The organism is Micromonospora sp. NPDC005291 (genome assembly GCF_040607415.1).
Taxonomy (GTDB): Bacteria; Actinomycetota; Actinomycetes; order Mycobacteriales; family Micromonosporaceae; genus Micromonospora.
Window position 1 is genome coordinate 183,863 of the sequence record NZ_JBEXGR010000006.1, and the last position, 17,658, is coordinate 201,520.

The window sequence follows — 17,658 nt, forward strand, 5'->3', positions numbered from 1 at the left end:
ATAGCCGATCTTCACCACATCGATGAGCCCGTGCGTCGCCGACCCGACCACGAGATCCGCGAGGCAACCCGCTGTCCTTCTGCGTGATTGACTCCGGTTCGCCGACATTGCGGTATCCGGGGCACTCCGACGCCGCGATATCGGCGAAACGGAGTCGATCAGCCTGGCCGGCCGGTCAGAGCGGCAGCCGGCCGGCGCCGGCGAGGGGGTCCACCAGGAATGGAACCAGTGGGGCCGGTAGGACCGGGTCGTGGCGCAGGGTGGGCGTCCAACCCGCGTCGGCCCCGAGGTCGGGGTCATGGGTCGCGTTGTACGCCGCCAGCAGGTCGACCGGCCGCGCTGGCCCTCCGCCGCGGCGCACCCAGGAGCCCCGCTCGGTCAGCGCGGTGCCGCCCCAGTCGTAGAGCAGATCGGCCGGCTCGACCGTCGTGTCCAGGGTGAAGAAGTTGTTCTGCGCGTAGATCGCCGACTGGACACCGACACCGAGCGCGTACTGGAAGTCGTCCCCACCGAGCCGGTAGTGGTTGTTGTAGACGTCGACCTGACCGAAGCGCACCCGGGGCAGCCGTTGCAGGACGCCGTCGAAGAGGTTGTGGTGCAGGGTGACCTTCAGCCGGCCCACGTCCGGGCCGACGGTGTTGGACGAGCCGATCAGCATCAGCTTGTCCCGCCCGGTGAAGCGGTTCCACGACGCGGTGACCAGGCTGGCGGTGTGCGTGACGTCCAATGACCCGTCGTGCACCTGGTACGGCCGTCCGAAGTAGACCGGCTGGGCGCTGTCCGGGTTGTCGCCGTCGGTGAAGGTGTTGTGGTCGACCCAGACGTTCTCGCTGCGGCGTACCGAGATCTGGTCGTACTGGCTGTTCCAGTTGCCGGCCTCGCCGTCGGTCGGTGACCAGGCGGGAAAGCAGTCCCGGGCGTCGACGAAGGTCACATTGCGGACGATGACCTTCGACGCCCGGTCGATCATGAGGGTGAGCCCCGTCAGCCGGGCGCCGCGCAGCCCGACGATGGTGGTGTTCGGGCCGACGTTGATCTGGGTCTGCCGGGTCTGGTTGGCGACCGACCGCACCCGGGCCTCCTCCAGCGGCCCGCTCGGCGTGACCCGACCCCACACCGCCGGGTCGTACGCGGCCAGATAGGCGTCCAGCCGGTACGCCGGATCGGCCAGGTCGCCGCAGCTCAGCGGCGTGCCGTCGGGCCCCTCGAAGCCGTCGACGGCACCGTCGACGTAGATGAGCTTCGGAGTGGCATCGGTAACGTTGCTGGCGTTGTCGCCGCCCAGCGCGGCGACCAGCTCGGCCCGGCTGTGCACCACCCGGGTCCGCTCGGGGGTGGCTGCCGAACCGCCGGTGGTGCCGGCGCCCTCGGCCGCCCAGCCGTCCCGCTCGGGCAGGGCCTGCCGGCCGACGTGACGGGCCGACCAGGACAGCCGGTCGGGGTCGGGACTGGGCGCCGCCGCAGCCGGTGCGGCGACGAGCAGGAGTGCGGTCGCCGTAGCGCCGGCGAGGAGTCTGCGCATCGATTCTTCCCATTCGCTGGTGGTGGGGGTCTGTCGGAGGTGGCCCGCAGAGGTCCGGGCGGCGTTCGCACTCCGGTTGCCGTCGCCCCCTATCCCGCCAGCTCGGCGCGGTAGGCCGCGGCCGCCCACGGCACCGCCAGCTCGCTCGGGAGCGCCCCCCGCTCGGCCGACCGACGCAGCACGTCGACCACGCCCCGCAGGTGGCGGACCCGCTCCCCGCCGTCGCCGACCGTGGTCACCAGGTCGCCGTCGAGCAGCCGGGGCTCCGGCGCGGCCCGCAACGCGTCCAGCAGCGCGGTGAACGGCGCGGTACGGGCCAGCGGTGCGATCAGCGGCACCCCCGCCGGGTCGGCCCGGTGCGCGAGCAGGTTCTCCAGCAGCCCCAGCCGTCCCGGGAAGCGGCGGCTCACCACGTCCCCGGGCAGCCGCAGCCGGTCCGTCGGGTATTCCAGCACCGCCTGTCCCGCCGTACCGGTCACCAGCACGTCGCCCGCCACGAACTCCTCGGCGGCCAGGGTGACCGCCGCCAGCACGGGCGGGCCCGCGCGGAACAGGACCCGCAGCACCGCCGTGTCCTCCACCTCGATCGGGCGGACCCGGTAGCGCTCCACCTCGATCGCGACCGGCCAGGGCGTCGCCCCGTTGAGCGCCTCGGCGATCGCCAGGCACTGCATCACCGCGTGCGCGAGCGGGTTGGCCAGTGCGCCGTCCAGCACCGGCCGGCCGTTCAGGCTCCGTCGGCCGGCCCAGGGGGAGCGGGCGTAGTAGGCGTCCGGCCGCTGCCACGCCGCGACGGTGGAGATGCCGGTGACGGTGCCCAGCCGGCCGGCGGCCAGCGCGTCGGTCAGCGCGGTCAGTGCCGCCGAGCCGAGCGCCTGGAAGCCGACCTGGGCCACCCGGCCGGCGGCGGTCAGCGCCCAGGTCAGCTCCTCGTGCTCGGCCAGCGACAGCACCGGCGGCTTCTCCAGCAGCAGGTCCGCACCGGCGGCCAGGGCCTCGCGGGCGATCGCCAGGTGAGTGTGTGGCGGAGTGCAGATCACCACCACCTCCGGCTGGGTGGCGGCGAGCATCGCACGGTGGTCGGTGAACACCTCGACCCCGGGCGGCATCGGCGCCGCCTGGTCGTCCTCCACCGGGTGGACGTCGACCAGGGCGACCAGCCGGAGACGACCGGCGTCGTGCAGCGGCCCGATCACCCGCCGGTGCCACCGGCCGTGCCCGTTCGCCCCGATCACCGCCACCCGGGGCGGCGTCGCCCCGGTCACCGGGCACCAGCCAGGGTTGGCCCGGTCATCGGGCACCGGCCAGGGTGGCCTCGACGCCGTGCCGCTCCAGCGCGGTCAGCCAGGCGATCACGTCGGCGCGGACCTCGTCGTCCCCGGCCACCTCGACGGGGATGACCTCGCGCAGCGCGAAGACCGCGTCGACGGTGCCCGCAGGGCTCTGCACGCCGGCATCCAGCGCGGCGCGGATCGGCCCGGCCAGTGGGTCCTGGAACGGCAACGGGTGCCCGTCGTCGGCGTAGCCCAGCGCGAAACGCAGCCACGCCGCCACCACCAGCGCGCCCCAGCGCGCGGACCGACCGGCGGCGCGCAGGTCGACGATGGTGTGCAGGACCCGCTGCGGCAGCTTCTGCGAGCCGTCCATCGCCACCTGCAGGGTGCGGTGGCGGATCGCCGGGTTGCCGAACCGGTCGAGGACCTGCTCGCCGTAGTCGACCACCCTGACCCCGTCCGGCGGCGTGAAGCTCGCCGCCACGTCCTCGGCGATCAGCCGGCGCAGCACGTCGGTCAGGTGCGGGATCTCCAGCGTGTCGGCGATCGTCTCCCGACCGGCCAGCGCCCCCAGGTACGCCACCGCCGAGTGCACGCCGTTGAGAGTGCGCAGCTTCAACCGCTCCCACGGGCCGGCGTCGTCGGTGAGCACCGCCCCGGCGTGCTCCCAGCCCGGCCGGCCGCCGGGGAAGTCGTCCTCGATCACCCACTGCGCGTACGGCTCGGCGGCCACCGCGGCCAGGTCGGTCACGCCGAGCGCCCGGCGTGCCGCCTCGATCGTCTCCGCGGTGCTGGCCGGCACGATCCGGTCCACCATGGTGCCCGGGCACGTGACGTTGCCGGCCACCCACTCGACCAGCCCGGTGGGCACCCCGACGGCCCGGCCGACCGCCTGGTCGACCATGCCGCGCAGCCGTCGGCCGTTGGCCGGCAGGTTGTCACAGCTGACCAGCGCCACCGGCCCGGCGTCCGCGGCGGCCCGGGCGGCCAGCCCGCGCAGCAGCAACCCCGGCACGGTCATCGGCGGACGGCCGCCGGCCAGGTCCGCCGCCAGTGCCGAATCCGGGGACAACCGGCCGGTCACCGGGTCGAGTTGGTACGCCTTCTCGGTGACGGTCAGCGTCACGACGCGGACCGCCGGGTCGGCGAGCAGCGCCACCACGGCGTCCGGGTCGCTGGCCGCGTGTCGTACGCCGCTCAGGGCGCCCACCACCCGGGTGGCGCTGCCGGCGGCGGAGAGGGTGCTGACGCTGAACAGGTTGTCCTGCGCGGCGAGCGCCTCGACCAGGGCGGTGCTGCGCGGGGCGACGGCCACGATGCCCCAGTCACCGCCGGCCGCGCCGACCGCCGCCTCGGTGTAGACGGCCTGGTGCGCCCGGTGGAACGCGCCCAGCCCCAGGTGCACGACGCCGGCCGGCACGGTGCCCGGCCGGACCAGGGGACGGGCCTCGGCGGGCAGTTGGCGCAGCATCCCCAGGCCGAGTCGGGACGCGCCGACGGTCACCGCCACGCCGGGCCGTCCGGGAAGCGGAACTCGGCGATCGACGCCGGCTTCATGGTGGCGCTGTAACCGGGTCGCTCGGGCAGCAGGTAGCGGCCACCACGGGTGCGTACCGGGTCGACGAAGTGCTCGTGCAGGTGGTCGACGTACTCGATCATTCGACCGTCCAGGCTGGTGCCCACCCGCAGGTAGTCGAAGATCGCCAGGTGCTGGACGTACTCGCAGAGGCCGACGCCGCCGGCGTGCGGGCAGACCGGCACCCCGAACTTCGCCGCCAGCAGCAGCTCGGCAAGGACCTCGTTGACCCCGCCGACCCGGCACGCGTCGATCTGCATCACGCCGATCGCCTCGGCCTGGAGCAGCTGCTTGAAGATCACCCGGTTGGCGGCCACCTCACCGGTCGCCACCCGGCACCGGCCGTCGGTCAGCTCCGTCACCGCGCGGGCGATCCGGGCGTGGCCGAGAATGTCGTCGGCGTGCGTCGGCTCCTCGATCCAGTACGGATCCACCTCGGCCAGCGTGGCCATCGCGGTGATCGCCTCGTCAACGTCCCAGACCTGGTTGGCGTCCATCATCAACAGCGCGTCCGGGCCGATCTCCTCCCGGATGATCCGGGCCCGGCGCAGGTCGTCGGCGAGCGGGCCGCCGACCTTCATCTTCATCGCACGCCAGCCCTCGTCGTACGCCTGCCGGCTCAGGGCCCGTACCTTGTCGTCCGGGTAGCCGAGCCAACCAACCGAGGTGGTGTACGAGGGAAAGCCGTCCCGTTCGAGCGTGCCCAGTCGGTCGGCCAGCCCGTCGCGCCCCTTGTCGAGGATGGCGGCGGCCTCGTCCGGGGTGAGCGCGTCGGTGATGTGCTTGAAATCGATGCTGGCGACCAACTCATCGGTCGGCAGCTCGGCGAGGAACCGCCACATCGGCTTACCGGCCAGGGTGGCCCGCAGGTCCCAGACAGCGTTGACCAGCGCGCCGGTCGCCATGTGGATGACGCCCTTCTCGGGGCCCAGCCAGCGCAGTTGCACGTCCGCGCTGAGCGAGCGCCAGAACGCCACCGGCTCGGCCGCGATCTCCTCGATCGTGCGTCCCCGCACGTGGTGGGCCAGTGCGCGGACCGCCGCGCAGGTGATCTCGTTGCCCCGGCCGTTGGTGAAGGTGAACCCGGCGCCGACCGGAGCGGCGTCGGTGCCCAGCTCCACGTACGTCGCCGAGTAGTCGCCCCGGTTGATCGCGTCGGAGCCGTCGCCCCGGGCGGCGGTCGGGAACCGCACGTCGTGCACCTCAACAGAGGTGATGGTGATACTCACTGGTTCGTGCCTCCGAAGTTGAAGACCCGCTTGGGCAGCCGGTACGCCAGGTCGACGATGGTCTCGGCCGCCTCGTCCATCGGCAGCCGTTGCTCGGCGACCAGCCGAGCCAAAAAGCCCGCGTCCACCCGACGGGCCACGTCGTGTCGTACCGGGATGGAGCAGAACGCCCGGGTGTCGTCGACGAACCCGGTGGTGTTGTAGAAACCGGCGCTCTCGGTGACCGTCTCCCGGAAACGGCGCAGCACCTCGGGGGAGTCCAGGAACCACCAGGGCGCGCCGAGCAGCAGCGCGGCGTACCCGCCGGCCAGCGGCGCCAGCTCGCGGGTGAAGGTGTCCTCGTCGAGGGTGTAGAGCACCAGCCGCAGCCGTGGGTCGTTGCCGTAGCGCTCCAGCAGCGGGGCGAGCGCGTGCACGTACTCGGTGGCCTGGGGGATGTCGCCGCCGACGTCGCGGCCGTGCCGCGCGTGCAGCCACCGGTTGTGGTTGCGCACCGCGCCGGGGTGCAGCTGCATGACCAGGCCGTCATCCAGCGACATCCGGGCGAACTCCATGAGCATGTGCGCCCGGAACGCTTCGGCGTCGGCGGCGTCGGCCGCGCCGCGTCGGCCCCGGTCGTACAGCCGCTCGGCCTCCTCCGGCGTCAGGTCCAGCGTGCGCGCGGTGGGGTGGCCGTGATCCGACGAGGTCGCGCCGGCGGCGATGAACGCGGCCCGCCGGGCCCGCAGCGCGGCCAGGTAGCCGGTGTACGTGCCGGTGTCCTCGCCGGCCAGCTCGCCGAGGCGCTCGACATTGGTCGACCAGCCGTCGAACTCCATGTCCACCACGTCGTCCGGGCGGAACGTGGTGACCACCCGGCCACCCGGCCCGCCCCAGCCGTCGGCGGCGAGCTTGGCGTGCTGGCCGAGGTCGTCCAGCGGCGACTCGGTGGTGGCCAGCACCTCGATGCCGAACCGCTCGAACAGCGCCCGGGGCCGGAAGTCCGGCTCGGCGAGCCGGGCCGCCAGCTCGTCATAGAGGGTGTCGGCGGTGGCCGGGCCGAGCGGGGTGTGCACCCCGAACACGGTGCGGAAGGTCTGCTCCAGCCAGAGCCGCGACGGGGTGCCCCGGAACAGGTGCCAGTGCGCGGCGAAGCGTCGCCAGATGACCCGGCCATCGGTCTCCACCGGGCTGCCGTCGCGGGTGGGCACGCCCAACCGCGCCGGGGGTACGCCCTGACTGAGCAGCATCCGGGTCAGGTAGTGGTCGGGCACGATGAGCATCTGCGCCGGGTCCGGGAATGGCTGGTCCTCGGCGAGCAGGGCCGGGTCGACGTGTCCGTGCGGCGAGATGATGGGTTGCTCCGCGGCCAGCGCGTACAGCTCTCGGGCGAGCGCGCGCTGGCCGGGCTCGGGTGGCAGGAGCAGGTCGGTGTGGTCGAACGTCGGCACGGGGATGGGCTCCTCGTCGGTGGTCAGCGGGGGGTGAGCAGGTCAGCGACCCGGACGGGTTGACCGGTCTCGAAGGATCGGTTGGCGGCCAGGCCGGTGAGCAGGGCCAACGCGCCGTCGTCGGCGGTCGCGGCGCGGTCCAGCGGGTCGGGTTGGCCGCCGAAGAGCACCCCGGTCATCCGGGCGTCCGCGCCGCCGTGCCCGTGCCGGCTGCGACCCTCGACCGGAATCTGTCGGGGCGGGGCCCAGAACGGGCGCACGGTGAGCGTCGCGCCACCGCCCTCGGCCGGTGCCTCGGTGCCGTGCAGAGCCGCGCCCTTGACCGCACCGGCGGTGCCCCGGTCGACGAAGTCGTTCTCGGTGACCTCCAGCTCCAGCCGGCCCCGGCTGCCGTTGACCATCACCCGGTAGCCCTCCCAGGGGGCGTACGCGGTGAGGTGGTACGTCATCGTGGCGCCGGTGGAGTAGCGGGCGAGGACCGCCATGTCGTCCTCGATGCTCACCCCGGGGGCGAAGACATTGCGGTCGCGCTGATAGCCGTCCTCGGCCTCGCTGTCGAGGTACAGCTCACGGAGCCGGGGGTGCGCGTCCAGCCGCAACGCGAACGGGTCGTCGACCGCGGCGGGGGAGCCGTGCGCCCGCTCGTAGTCACGGGCGTAGCCGTGTCGGCGGCCGTCCTCGCCGTAGAAGAAGAGCCGGCCGGCCGCGTACACCTCGACGGGGGTGGCCGCCAACCACCAGTTGACCAGGTCGAAGTGGTGGCTGGCCTTGTGCACCATCAGCCCGCCGGAGGTGGCCTTGTCGCGGTGCCAGCGGCGGAAGTAGTCGGCGCCGTGGCGTACGTCGAGCAGCCACTCGAAGTGCACCGAGCCGATCTCACCGACCGCGCCCTCGGCGAGCAGCCGCCGAACCTGTTCGTGCAACGGGTTGTAGCGGTAGTTGAACGCGACCGTCACCCGACCGCCGGTCTCGGTGACCGTGTCCAGGATCCGCCGGCAGCGCGGCACGTCCACGGTCATCGGCTTCTCGGTGACGACCTCCCGGCCGGCGCGCAGCGCGGCAACCACGTACTCGTCGTGAGTGACGTCCACGCTGGTCACCAGGACGACGTCGACGCGCTCCTTGTCCAGCATCGCCGTGAAATCGGCGGCCGGGTACGTGGGCACCGGACGGTGGCCCAGCTCGGCCAGCCAGCGGTTGTGGGCGTCCATCCGGGCCTGGTTGACGTCGGCGAAGGCGACCAGTTCGGTGGTGTCGGCGTGGTCGAGCACCAGGGCCCGAACGAACATCTCGGCTCGTGCGCCCGTGCCCACGACGGCGTATCGGACCCGTCCGTCGGCTCTCGGTGACATGCGGTCGCCTCCCCGGTGATCCTGCAAAGGTTTGCAGTGAAGTAATCACGATCGATCCGGTTGCGTCAACGACGGCGATGCAATCAGCGGTATTTGTCGGTGTTTGCGGAGTCACTGGTCACCAAGGGGAGCCCGGGCGCAACAAAGCCGTAACCATTCACCGTTGACACTGGAGCAACCGTTTGCATTAATGGGCCACACCCACGTGACCGCCACCACATCGGACGGAGGAGCCGCCGTGCCAGTCACCATCCGGGACGTCGCACGGGCATCCGGTGTGCACATCTCCACCGTGTCCCGCACCTTCTCCGCCCCGCACCTGGTCAACCCGGAGACCCGGGTCCGGGTGCTGGCCTGCGCGGAGGATCTGGGCTACCGGCCGAACCGAGCCGCCCGAGCCCTGATCACCGGACGTACGCACAACATCGGGCTGATCATCGCGGACATCGCGAACCCGTTCTTCCCGCCGCTGATCAAGGCGGCGGAGAGTCAGGCCCGGCACCGCGACTACCACGTCTTCGTGGCCGACACCAACGAGGACCCGACCGTCGAGGAGGAGCTGGTCCACGCGCTGGCCAAGCAGGTGGACGGTGTGCTGCTGTGCAGCCCCCGGATGAGCAACAGCCTGATCGAGCAGCTCAGCCGTGAGGTGCCGCTGGTGGTGGTGAACCGCCAGGTGACCGGCCTGCCCTGCGTCCTGATGGACGTCGGGCAGGGCGCCCGGACGGCGATCGAGCACCTGGTCGGCCTGGGTCACCGCAGCATCGCGCTGCTCGGTGGCCCCCGCAGCTCGTGGACCAACCGGGAGATGCGCCGAGCCGCCGGCACGGCCGCCCGAGCCGGCGGCGCGGAGTTGACCGTACTCGGCCCGAACGCGCCCACCGAGATCGGCGGCTCTGCCGCCGCCGAGCAGGTGCGGCGCAGCGGCGTGTCGGCCGTGCTCGCCTACAACGACCTGATGGCGATCGGCCTCATCGAAGGGCTGGACGCGCTCGGGGTCCGGGTGCCGCAGGAGGTGAGTGTCGTCGGGGTCGACGACATCACCCTGAGCCGGCTCACCCGCCCCAAACTGACGACGGTGGCCACACCAACCGGGGCCGCCGGCCGGACGGCCGTCGACATGCTGCTGCAACAGGACATCGAGTCACCGCGCGGCGCGCGGGGGTCCGGTGCCGGCACGGCGCTCGGCGTCCGTCGTACCACCGCACAGGTAATGCTCCAGACCGACCTGGTCATCCGCGACTCGACCGGCCCGGGCCCACACGCCCGACCGGCACGTCCCCTGGCCGCGCCGCAAGGCCCGGACCCGCATTGCCCTGCGGGCCCGGGCATCCCGACCGCGGCCACCGGTGACGCCGTCGCCTCCTAATGCCAAGGAGTGAGCGCACATGCACCCCGCAACGCCCCCCACCACTGACGCGCCCGTCGGGCGCACCCACCGTACCCCGCTGCCTCGGCGGCGACTGTTGCGCGGCCTGCTCGCCGCGACGGTCGCCGCGCCACTGATGTTCGGGGCCGCCGCCTGCGGAGACGACGGCGGTGCCGCCGACCCGAACGCCCCGGTCAAGCTCTCCATCTTCTGGTGGGGCGCCGACGCCCGGGCCAAGCTGACCGAGGACGCCCTGGCCCTCTACACCAAGAAGCACCCGAACGTGACCTTCGAGAAGACCTGGCAGGCCAACCAGGGCTACTTCGACAAGCTGGCCACGCTCACCGCCGGCGGCAACCCACCGGACCTGTTCCAGATCGACGACAACTACCTGGCCGAGTACGCGGGACGTAACACCACGCTGGACCTGACCTCCTACCAGGAGTCCGGCAAGCTGGACACCTCCAAGTTCCCCAAGAGCCTCTGGCAGTACGGCGTGGTCGACGGCAAGCTCGCCGGCCTGGCCGCCGGGGAGAACACCCAGGGTCTGGTCTACAACAAGACGCTGCTGACCAAGAACAACCTGCCCGAGCCCACCACCGGGATGTCGTGGGAGCAGCACATCGCCTGGGCCGAGGAGGTGGCGAAGAAGGCCGGCGTGCCCGGCACCCAGGATCCGAGCGCCGACTACAAGGCGTTCTGGGTCTGGCTGCGCCAGCAGGGCAAGGACCTCTACAAGGGCAAGGAACTGGGCTTCACCGCCGAGGACGTGACCAAGTGGTTCGACCTGTGGAAGGGCGCCCGGGACCGCAAGGCCACCCCGACCCCCGACGTCATCCACGAGGGCAACTCCAGCGACATCAGCAAGCAGTTGGTGGTCACCGGCAAGTCGGCGACCTCCTGGGTCTGGGCCAACCAGATGCCGGACCTGAAGAAGAACACGAAGGACGAGCTGGGCGTGATCGCCTACCCGGGTGACCCGAGCGCGCAGTGGGCCCGGGCCTCGATGTACTGGTCGGTGTTCAAGGGCAGTAAGCACAAGGACGTCGCGGTCGACGTGATCAACTTCCTGAACAACGACCAGGAGGCGGTCAAGCTGCTCGGGACCGACCGCGGCCTGCCGTCCAACCTGGACCTGCGCCGGGTGGTCAGCGACGACACCACCGACCCGGCGATGAAGCAGTCCATCGCCGTCGAGGCGGAGCTGACCCAGAAGTTCGGCGAGTCCCCGCAGGTGCCGATCAAGGGACACAGCAAGGTCAAGTCCGAGCTGATCAAGGCTGCCGAGAACGCCCAGTACGGCCGCGCCACCCCCGCGCAGGCCGCCGCCCAGTTCGTCGAGGCGTGCAAAGCCGCCATCGCCTGACCGCCTCACCAGGCGAGGAGAGGAGCTGTTCGTGGCGTTGACCACGGCGCCCGACCCGACCCGACGCGGCCCCGGCTCCGTCCGGGCCCACGCCGAGAGGCGTGGGCCCGGACGCCTCCGGCACAGCGAAGGTCTGGCGGGGTACGTCTTCCTGTCGCCGTGGCTCATCGGCCTGATGGGTATCACGGCGGTCCCCATGCTGTTGTCGCTCTACCTGAGCTTCACCAACTACGACATCCTCACCCCCTTCTCCGAAGTGGAGTGGGTGGGGCTGGCCAACTACGAACGGATGTTCACCGCCGACCCGTCGTACTGGCACGCGGTGCGGGTCACCCTGACCTTCGCGTTGATCGCCGTACCGCTGAAGCTGGCCGCGGCGCTCGGCGTGGCGCTGCTGCTCAACCGCGCCTGGCGCGGGGTCGGGCTGTTCCGAGGGCTGTTCTACCTGCCGTCGCTGCTCGGCGGCAGCGTCGCGCTGGCCATCGTCTGGGTCAACATGTTCAACCGTGACGGCGCGTTCAACTCGCTGCTGAGCCTCTTCGGCATCCAGGGCAAACCGTGGGTCAACGACCCGGACTGGGCCCTGGAGACGCTGATGGTGCTGGCCATCTGGCAGTTCGGCGCGCCGATGGTGATCTTCCTGGCCGGACTCAAGCAGGTGCCCACCGAGCTGTACGAGGCCGCGTCGGTCGACGGCGCGGGCCGGTTCCGTCAGTTCCGCAACGTCACCCTGCCGATGCTCTCCCCGGTCATCTTCTTCAACCTGGTACTGGAGACGATCAACGGGTTCCAGGGCTTCACCGCCGCGTTCGTGCTCAGCAACGGCACCGGCGGCCCGGTCGACTCCACCCTGATGTACACGCTGAACCTCTACATCACCGGCTTCACCGACCTTGAGATGGGCTACGCCTCGGCGATGGCCTGGGTGTTCCTGCTCGCCATCGCGGTGATCACCGCGATCTTCTTCAGCACCGGGCGGTTCTGGGTGCACTACTCCGACGGGGAGGACCGGTGATGGTGACGGTGACCCCGACGGCCGACGTGCCGACCGGAGCAGCGACAGCGGCCCGCCGCCGGACCGGCGGTCGGCCCGTGCTGCGGCTGCTCATCCTGGTGGCGATCGTCGCCGTGGTGCTCTACCCGCTGATCTGGATGATCGGCACCTCGGTGAAGTCCCAGGAGGAGATCGTCAACAACGTCGGGCTGCTGCCGGAGCGTTTCACCCCGGGCAACTACACCGACGGGTGGTCCAACTTCGACGTCAGCTTCGGCCGGTTCTTCCTCAACAGCGCCATGGTCAGCCTGCTCACCGTGGTCGGCAACGGGCTCTCCTGCCTGCTGGCCGCGTACGCTTTCGCCCGGTTGCGGTTCCGGCTGCGCGGCATGTGGTTCGCCGTCATGATCGGCACCCTGCTGCTGCCCCAACACGTGCTGATCGTGCCGCAGTACATCCTGTTCCGGACCCTGGGACTGGTCGGGGGGGACTGGCCGTACCTGCCGCTGCTGATCCCGCAGTTCCTGGCCACCGAGGCGTTCTTCGTGTTCCTGATGGTGCAGTTCATGCGCGGGGTCCCGCGCGAGCTGGACGAGGCAGCCCGGATCGACGGCGCCGGCCCGTACGGCATCTTCCGGCACATCATCCTGCCGCTGAGCCGCCCGGCGCTGGTCACCACCGCGATCTTCTCGTTCATCTGGACCTGGAACGACTTCTTCCGCCAGTTGGTCTTCCTGTCCCAACTGGAGGACTACACCGTGCCGGTCGCGTTGACACTGTTCATCGACTCGACGAGCCAGAGCGCGGTCGGGCCGATGTTCGCCATGTCGGTGCTGTCGCTGTTGCCGGTCTTCCTGTTCTTCGTCGCGTTCCAGCGGATGCTCGTCGAGGGGATCAACACCAATGGCATCAAGGGCTGAGCCGGAGGATGCCGGCGGGCGGCGGGACTGGCGTGACGTCGCCCGCGACGCCGCCGACCTGGCGCTGCTCGGCATCCTGCTGACCCTCGCTGCGGCGCCCCTGTTCACCGCCGCCGCGGCGGCGGGCACGGCCAGCGCGGCGGTGCACGACTGGACGCGTACCGGCAGTTGGCCGTCGGCGCGGGCCACCCTACGTCGGTTTGGCCGCTCCGTGCTGCCCGGCGTGCCGGTGAGCCTGCTCGTGCTTGTCGTGGCCGGGCTGCTCGCCGCCGATCTGGCGGCGCTTGCCACCGGCCGGGTGCCGGGCGGCCCGCCGGCGCTGGTGGTGACCGCACTGGTCACGGCAGCCCTGGCCGGGTACGCCGGGCTGGTCGTCGTCGAAGTGGGCGGCAACGGGGGCGGGCGCTGGCGGGCGGCGGCCCGGTCCGCTGCCCGCGCCTGCCTGGACGCGCCCACCCGTTGGGCCGCGCTCAGCGGGGTGACCGCGTTGGCCGCGCTGCTCGCTGTCCTGGTCACACCGGTCGCGGTGCCGATCCTCGCCGGTTACACCGTGGCCGCCCTGCACGCCGTCGCGAGCCGCCGGACGGTGCCCGCCCACCCGGAGCTGCCGTGAGCACCGGGCGCGCGTCCCGTCCCGCCGCCGACCTCGGGCCGGGGGTCGCCGCCGGCCGGGGTGGCGCAGCCGACGAGCCGACGCGGCTGCTGGTCGGGGGGACGGAGGTGGCCCGGTACGTGGTCGACCCGGCGCTGGACGCGCGGCACGGGCCCCGGCCGTACCTGCACCCGGTGCGAACCCTCGGCGGCACGGTGGTGACCGACGCGCTGCCCGCCGACCACGTGTGGCACCTCGGCGCCTCCCTCGCGGTGCAGGACGTCAACGGCAGCAACCTCTGGGGAGGGCGCACCTACGTGCGCGACGTCGGCTACACCTGGCGCGACGACCACGGGCGGATCGCCCACACCGGCTGGTCGGAGCGCTCCACCGACCGACTCACCCACCGGCTGGAGTGGCGCGACCCGCACGGGGCGGTGCTGCTCACCGAGCACCGTCAGCTCACCGCCGTTCCGCTGACCGGAGAGGGACCGGCCGGGGAGATATCGGCCTGGTGGCTGGAGGTGGACTACACGCTCAGTGCCCCGGCCGGGCAGGACGTGCGGTTGGGTAGCCCGGCCACCAACGGTCGCCCCGGTGGGGCCGGGTACGGCGGCTTCTTCTGGCGAGCGGTCTCGGCCGAACCCGCGTCGGTGTTCAGCGCCTCGGCGACGGGGGAGGAGGCGGTCAACGGCTCCGCCGAGCCGTGGGTCGCGCTGCGCGGCACCGGGCCGGACGGTAGGGCGTACACCCTGGTCTTCGCCGGGCTCGGCGACGGCGACCGATGGTTCGTGCGGGCCGCGATGTACCCGGGTGTGGGGGTGGCCTTCGCGTTCGCGCAACCGGTCACCATCGCGGCCGGCAGAAAGCGGCACGGCCGGCACGGCGTGGCCGTCGTCGACGGAACCCTCGACCGCGACCGGGCCGCCGCTCTGGTCGTGACGATGTCGTGAACCCCGCGCCGGGTCGGGCGGTGCGGTCAGCGGGAGCGCTCGATCAGCTCGCGGATCGCCACCTGGTACGCGGCCTGGGTGTGGTAGGGCCAGTGCCGTTCGATCGGAGGTGGGACGGTGTCCGCGGGGTCGATGGTCAGGCTGCGGGGATCACGGAGTCGAATGTCGACGTCTCCGGCCGCCGGGTCGGCGCAGGGCGGGGGTGTGTCCGGGGCCCTGGGAAAGATCGGCCCGCCGATCGGATCGGTGTCCCGCCACAGGTTGCGCCATCGCCACCCGATCCGCCCGCCGAGGTCGCAGAGCGTCTCCGGCCCCAGGTACGCCGGATAGAGCCGGGCGTAGGTGCGCCGCAGCGGTGAGCCGTAGGTCAACAGCGAGACCCGGGCCAGCACGGGCGGCGGTAGTTGCAGGATGGTGGCGGCGGCGAGCACCGAGCCGTGGCTGTGGCCGGAGAGGACCACCGGGCCTCGCGCGGTGAGCCCGGTGATCCGTTTCGCCAGCTCCGGGACGGCGCGGGCGGCGTAGCAGGGGGGAGCGAACGGGTGGACCGTGCGGGGCCAGAAGGTGCCGAGGTCCCACAGCACCGCCACCACCCGTCGGGTCTGGGACGACCGGTACGAACGGAAACCCAGCACCATGAGGCTGATCACCAGGAAGCTGATCACCCAGACACCCGCGTCGGTGACGTAGGCGGCGATCACGGGGAGTGCACCGCCCTGCCCACCGAGCCGGGCGGCGAGCTGGGTGGGACCGATCCCGATCACGTCGAGAGCGACGGTGGCCAGCCCGAGCGACGCGATCACCAGGAACGCGATCAGCACCGGGCCAAGTTCCTCGGAGACCCGGGACCGGGCGATGGTCTCCCGGACCAGGCGCAGCCGGTGCGCGTCCTCCGCCGGCACATCCGGGTAGTCCCGCTCGATGATGCGCGCCGCCAGCCTTCGTCGCCGTCGCCGGCTCAGCAGAAGGGTGGCCGAGGTCACCGCCGCGCCGATCAGCAGCGCGGCGAGCCCGGCGAGCGCGGCCCACCAGTAGGCGACCGGCGGCTCCAGTGGGCCGACGATCGGCGAGTTGGGCCGGATCGGATCGGGGATGTCGCCGTGGTCGAGGGCGTCGGCGACGCGGTAGACCAGGGTCGCGGTGAAGGCGGCGCCGACGCTCACCGCCGCCGCTGCCATGATCGGGGTGCCGAGCCCGCGCAGGAACGGGCGCTCGGTGCGAACACCACGCTGGCGGGTGTACGTGACGACGGTGAGCACGACGAGCAGGACGCCCTGCACGGCGACCACCCCGGCGGCGGCGCCCTCGTACCCGGGCAGTTTGCCCGAGCCGGAGGGTGCCGCGCCCGCGAGGGCGGCGACGCCGAGGCACAGCACGCTCACCCCCACGGTGGCCGCCCACAGGGGGCGCAGAAGCCGTCGGGCCCCCGCCGCGCTGGCCGGCGCGGGCAGGCAGAGAAGGACCACGTTGAACACGAGCAGCCCGACGGCCACCCCGAACGGTGCGACGTGACGGGGCGCGCCGACCCCGGCCGGTGAGATGCCCGCGATCAGAGCGACGTTCAGCGTGCCGATGCCGAGCGCCACGTGGATCTGACGCAGCCAACCGATCGTCTGCTCGTCCTGCCAGAAGCCGGCGTCGGTGAGGCTCTCGGTCTGGCCGTGCGCGAGCGCTTGCGCCGAGGACGGGCCGAACCCCTCGAACGCCCGCGCCGACCGGGTGCCGATGGCCCAGACGACCCGCAGCGCCAGCAGCGGGACGACCGACAGCAGGGCCAGCCGGGGGCCGGACGGAAGCGTGTAGAGCCAGGCCAGGTAGGGGCGGCTGGCCCGGCACCCGGGGTACGGCACGCACTGCCACCCGACCAGGTCCAGCGTGACGCCCACGATCGCCAGCACGAACGTGGCCGTGAGGGTGCCGGCGAGCAGGCGGCACAGCATGCTGAGCAGTCCCCACCGGTCGCGCCCCGGCGGTCGCAACCAGATCGCGAGGTTGCTCAACATGAAGGGCAGCAACAGCAACATCGAGGCCGTCCGTACCGCCGCGCCGGCGGTCAGGGAACCCCAGCGGTACGCCTCGACGGCTACTCCGGCCGTGGCCCCGCCGGCGGCTCCGCTCCCCGGCCGGGGCCGGAAGAAGCCCGCGTGCGTGTCCCCGGCGACGCGGACCACGATCGGGTGGTCGAGGATCCGTTCCGCGGTGACTCCGGAGATGCCGTGCACGCGCAGCTCCACTGCGTCGCACCGCGGCGTCCTGTCCACGCCGTCAGGGTCACAGACAATCCACCCGAGCGTTGCCGATACCGCAAACGTCAACGGCTGGGCAGCGCGGCGGTGACCCGGATGGCCTTGACGATCGCCGGGATCGAACCGATCAGCAGCACCAACCCCCAGATGATCGCGATCACCGCGAAGACCAGCGCCGCCACGTCGTCGACGATGCTGACCAGGATCACCGGCACCAGGTTGTGCAGGAACTCCAGCACGACCGTGCACAGCAGGGTGGTGAGGATCAGCAGGACGAGGCCCTTGTTCTGCAGGAAGCGCGGCTGGGCCAGCACCAGCAGCCCGGCCCACACGAGCTTGAGCAGCAGCACCAGCCCGAGCAGCACCGCTGCCTCGCCCACCGGGAAGAACCCCCACAGGGCCAGGTACGCCAGCGTGCCGAACGGGACGGCCAGGAACAGCGACACCATGATGGACAGCTCCACGAACGCGATAACCAGCGCGATCAGCCCGACGATGATCAGGATGATCGAGAAGATCAGGCTGGCGACGCCCTGCACCCGCCCCTGGACGCGCTCGGGCAGCAGCAGCCCCAGGCAGAACAGCCCGGTGCTCCACACCGCCACCGCGTCGATCAACGCCAGGTAGCCGGTGCCCCGGCCGGACGGCTCACTGACCCCGGACACGTCGTCGAGCTGGACGTCCAGCGTGCCGGCGCTGTCGGCCAGCGCCGCGCCGGCGTCGGCGCCGCCGAGCAGCAGCCCGGCACCCAGCTCCACGCCGATCGCCAGGACGATGGCGAGCATGGCCAGCAGCAGGAACGGCTTGCGCAGGTCACCCACGGCGGCACCTTCCT

Annotated in this window: 14 protein-coding genes; 6 read left to right on the forward strand and 8 right to left on the reverse strand. The window is 72.0% G+C overall.

Annotated elements, in window-relative coordinates; all coding sequences use genetic code 11:
* Positions 1-175: 175 nt before the first annotated feature.
* The 6 genes from ABZT18_RS11340 to ABZT18_RS11365 all read right to left on the reverse strand — a co-directional run bounded on the left by ABZT18_RS11340 (position 176) and on the right by ABZT18_RS11365 (position 8,383).
* Positions 176-1,522 carry a pectate lyase gene (locus ABZT18_RS11340; protein WP_354994225.1) on the reverse strand — a complete coding sequence of 449 codons (1,347 nt, stop codon included), beginning with the start codon at positions 1,520-1,522 and terminating at the stop codon, positions 176-178.
* 89 nt (positions 1,523-1,611) lie between these two features.
* Positions 1,612-2,823, reverse strand: coding sequence for a Gfo/Idh/MocA family oxidoreductase (locus ABZT18_RS11345; protein ID WP_354994224.1), 1,212 nt, complete (start codon positions 2,821-2,823; stop codon positions 1,612-1,614).
* The gene (locus ABZT18_RS11350; RefSeq protein WP_354994223.1) at positions 2,813-4,306 is read right to left on the reverse strand and encodes a mannitol dehydrogenase family protein; all 1,494 of its coding nucleotides are present in this window, start codon (positions 4,304-4,306) and stop codon (positions 2,813-2,815) included. The genes ABZT18_RS11345 and ABZT18_RS11350 overlap by 11 nt, the downstream gene beginning before the upstream one ends.
* Positions 4,297-5,601 (reverse strand): enolase C-terminal domain-like protein, encoded by a 1,305-nt coding sequence (locus tag ABZT18_RS11355; RefSeq protein WP_354994222.1) that lies wholly within the window; start codon positions 5,599-5,601, stop codon positions 4,297-4,299. The genes ABZT18_RS11350 and ABZT18_RS11355 overlap by 10 nt, the downstream gene beginning before the upstream one ends.
* Positions 5,598-7,031, reverse strand: coding sequence for a glucuronate isomerase (gene uxaC / locus ABZT18_RS11360; RefSeq protein WP_354994221.1), 1,434 nt, complete (start codon positions 7,029-7,031; stop codon positions 5,598-5,600). The genes ABZT18_RS11355 and uxaC overlap by 4 nt, the downstream gene beginning before the upstream one ends.
* A 23-nt stretch (positions 7,032-7,054) precedes the next feature.
* Positions 7,055-8,383 (reverse strand): Gfo/Idh/MocA family oxidoreductase, encoded by a 1,329-nt coding sequence (locus tag ABZT18_RS11365; protein WP_354994220.1) that lies wholly within the window; start codon positions 8,381-8,383, stop codon positions 7,055-7,057.
* 238 nt (positions 8,384-8,621) lie between these two features.
* Here ABZT18_RS11365 and ABZT18_RS11370 point away from each other — a divergent pair, with 238 nt between their 5' ends.
* From ABZT18_RS11370 to ABZT18_RS11395, 6 genes are read left to right on the forward strand one after another with little or no spacing between them, the layout of a single operon-like run.
* Positions 8,622-9,752: a LacI family DNA-binding transcriptional regulator gene (locus ABZT18_RS11370; RefSeq protein ID WP_354994219.1), complete on the forward strand. Its 1,131-nt coding sequence runs from the start codon at positions 8,622-8,624 to the stop codon at positions 9,750-9,752.
* A 19-nt stretch (positions 9,753-9,771) separates the two neighbouring features.
* Positions 9,772-11,118, forward strand: a complete 1,347-nt coding sequence (locus tag ABZT18_RS11375; protein ID WP_354994218.1) for an extracellular solute-binding protein — start codon at positions 9,772-9,774, stop codon at positions 11,116-11,118.
* Between the two features lie 31 nt (positions 11,119-11,149).
* A complete protein-coding gene (locus tag ABZT18_RS11380; RefSeq protein ID WP_354994217.1) occupies positions 11,150-12,133 on the forward strand; it encodes a sugar ABC transporter permease in 984 nt (327 codons plus the stop codon).
* Complete coding sequence (locus ABZT18_RS11385; RefSeq protein WP_354994216.1) at positions 12,133-13,032, forward strand: carbohydrate ABC transporter permease; 900 nt, start codon at positions 12,133-12,135, stop codon at positions 13,030-13,032. The genes ABZT18_RS11380 and ABZT18_RS11385 overlap by 1 nt, the downstream gene beginning before the upstream one ends.
* The gene (locus ABZT18_RS11390; RefSeq protein WP_354994215.1) at positions 13,016-13,645 is read left to right on the forward strand and encodes a hypothetical protein; all 630 of its coding nucleotides are present in this window, start codon (positions 13,016-13,018) and stop codon (positions 13,643-13,645) included. Before ABZT18_RS11385 ends, ABZT18_RS11390 begins: the two co-directional genes overlap by 17 nt.
* The gene (locus ABZT18_RS11395; RefSeq protein WP_354994214.1) at positions 13,642-14,577 is read left to right on the forward strand and encodes a PmoA family protein; all 936 of its coding nucleotides are present in this window, start codon (positions 13,642-13,644) and stop codon (positions 14,575-14,577) included. Before ABZT18_RS11390 ends, ABZT18_RS11395 begins: the two co-directional genes overlap by 4 nt.
* Positions 14,578-14,603: 26 nt before the next feature.
* Here the strand turns inward: ABZT18_RS11395 and ABZT18_RS11400 are convergent, their stop codons facing one another.
* Together ABZT18_RS11400 and ABZT18_RS11405 are read right to left on the reverse strand one after the other, a co-directional pair.
* Positions 14,604-16,838, reverse strand: coding sequence for a hypothetical protein (locus tag ABZT18_RS11400; RefSeq protein WP_354994213.1), 2,235 nt, complete (start codon positions 16,836-16,838; stop codon positions 14,604-14,606).
* A 50-nt stretch (positions 16,839-16,888) separates the two neighbouring features.
* Positions 16,889-17,644 (reverse strand): hypothetical protein, encoded by a 756-nt coding sequence (locus ABZT18_RS11405; protein WP_354994212.1) that lies wholly within the window; start codon positions 17,642-17,644, stop codon positions 16,889-16,891.
* Positions 17,645-17,658: the final 14 nt, after the last annotated feature.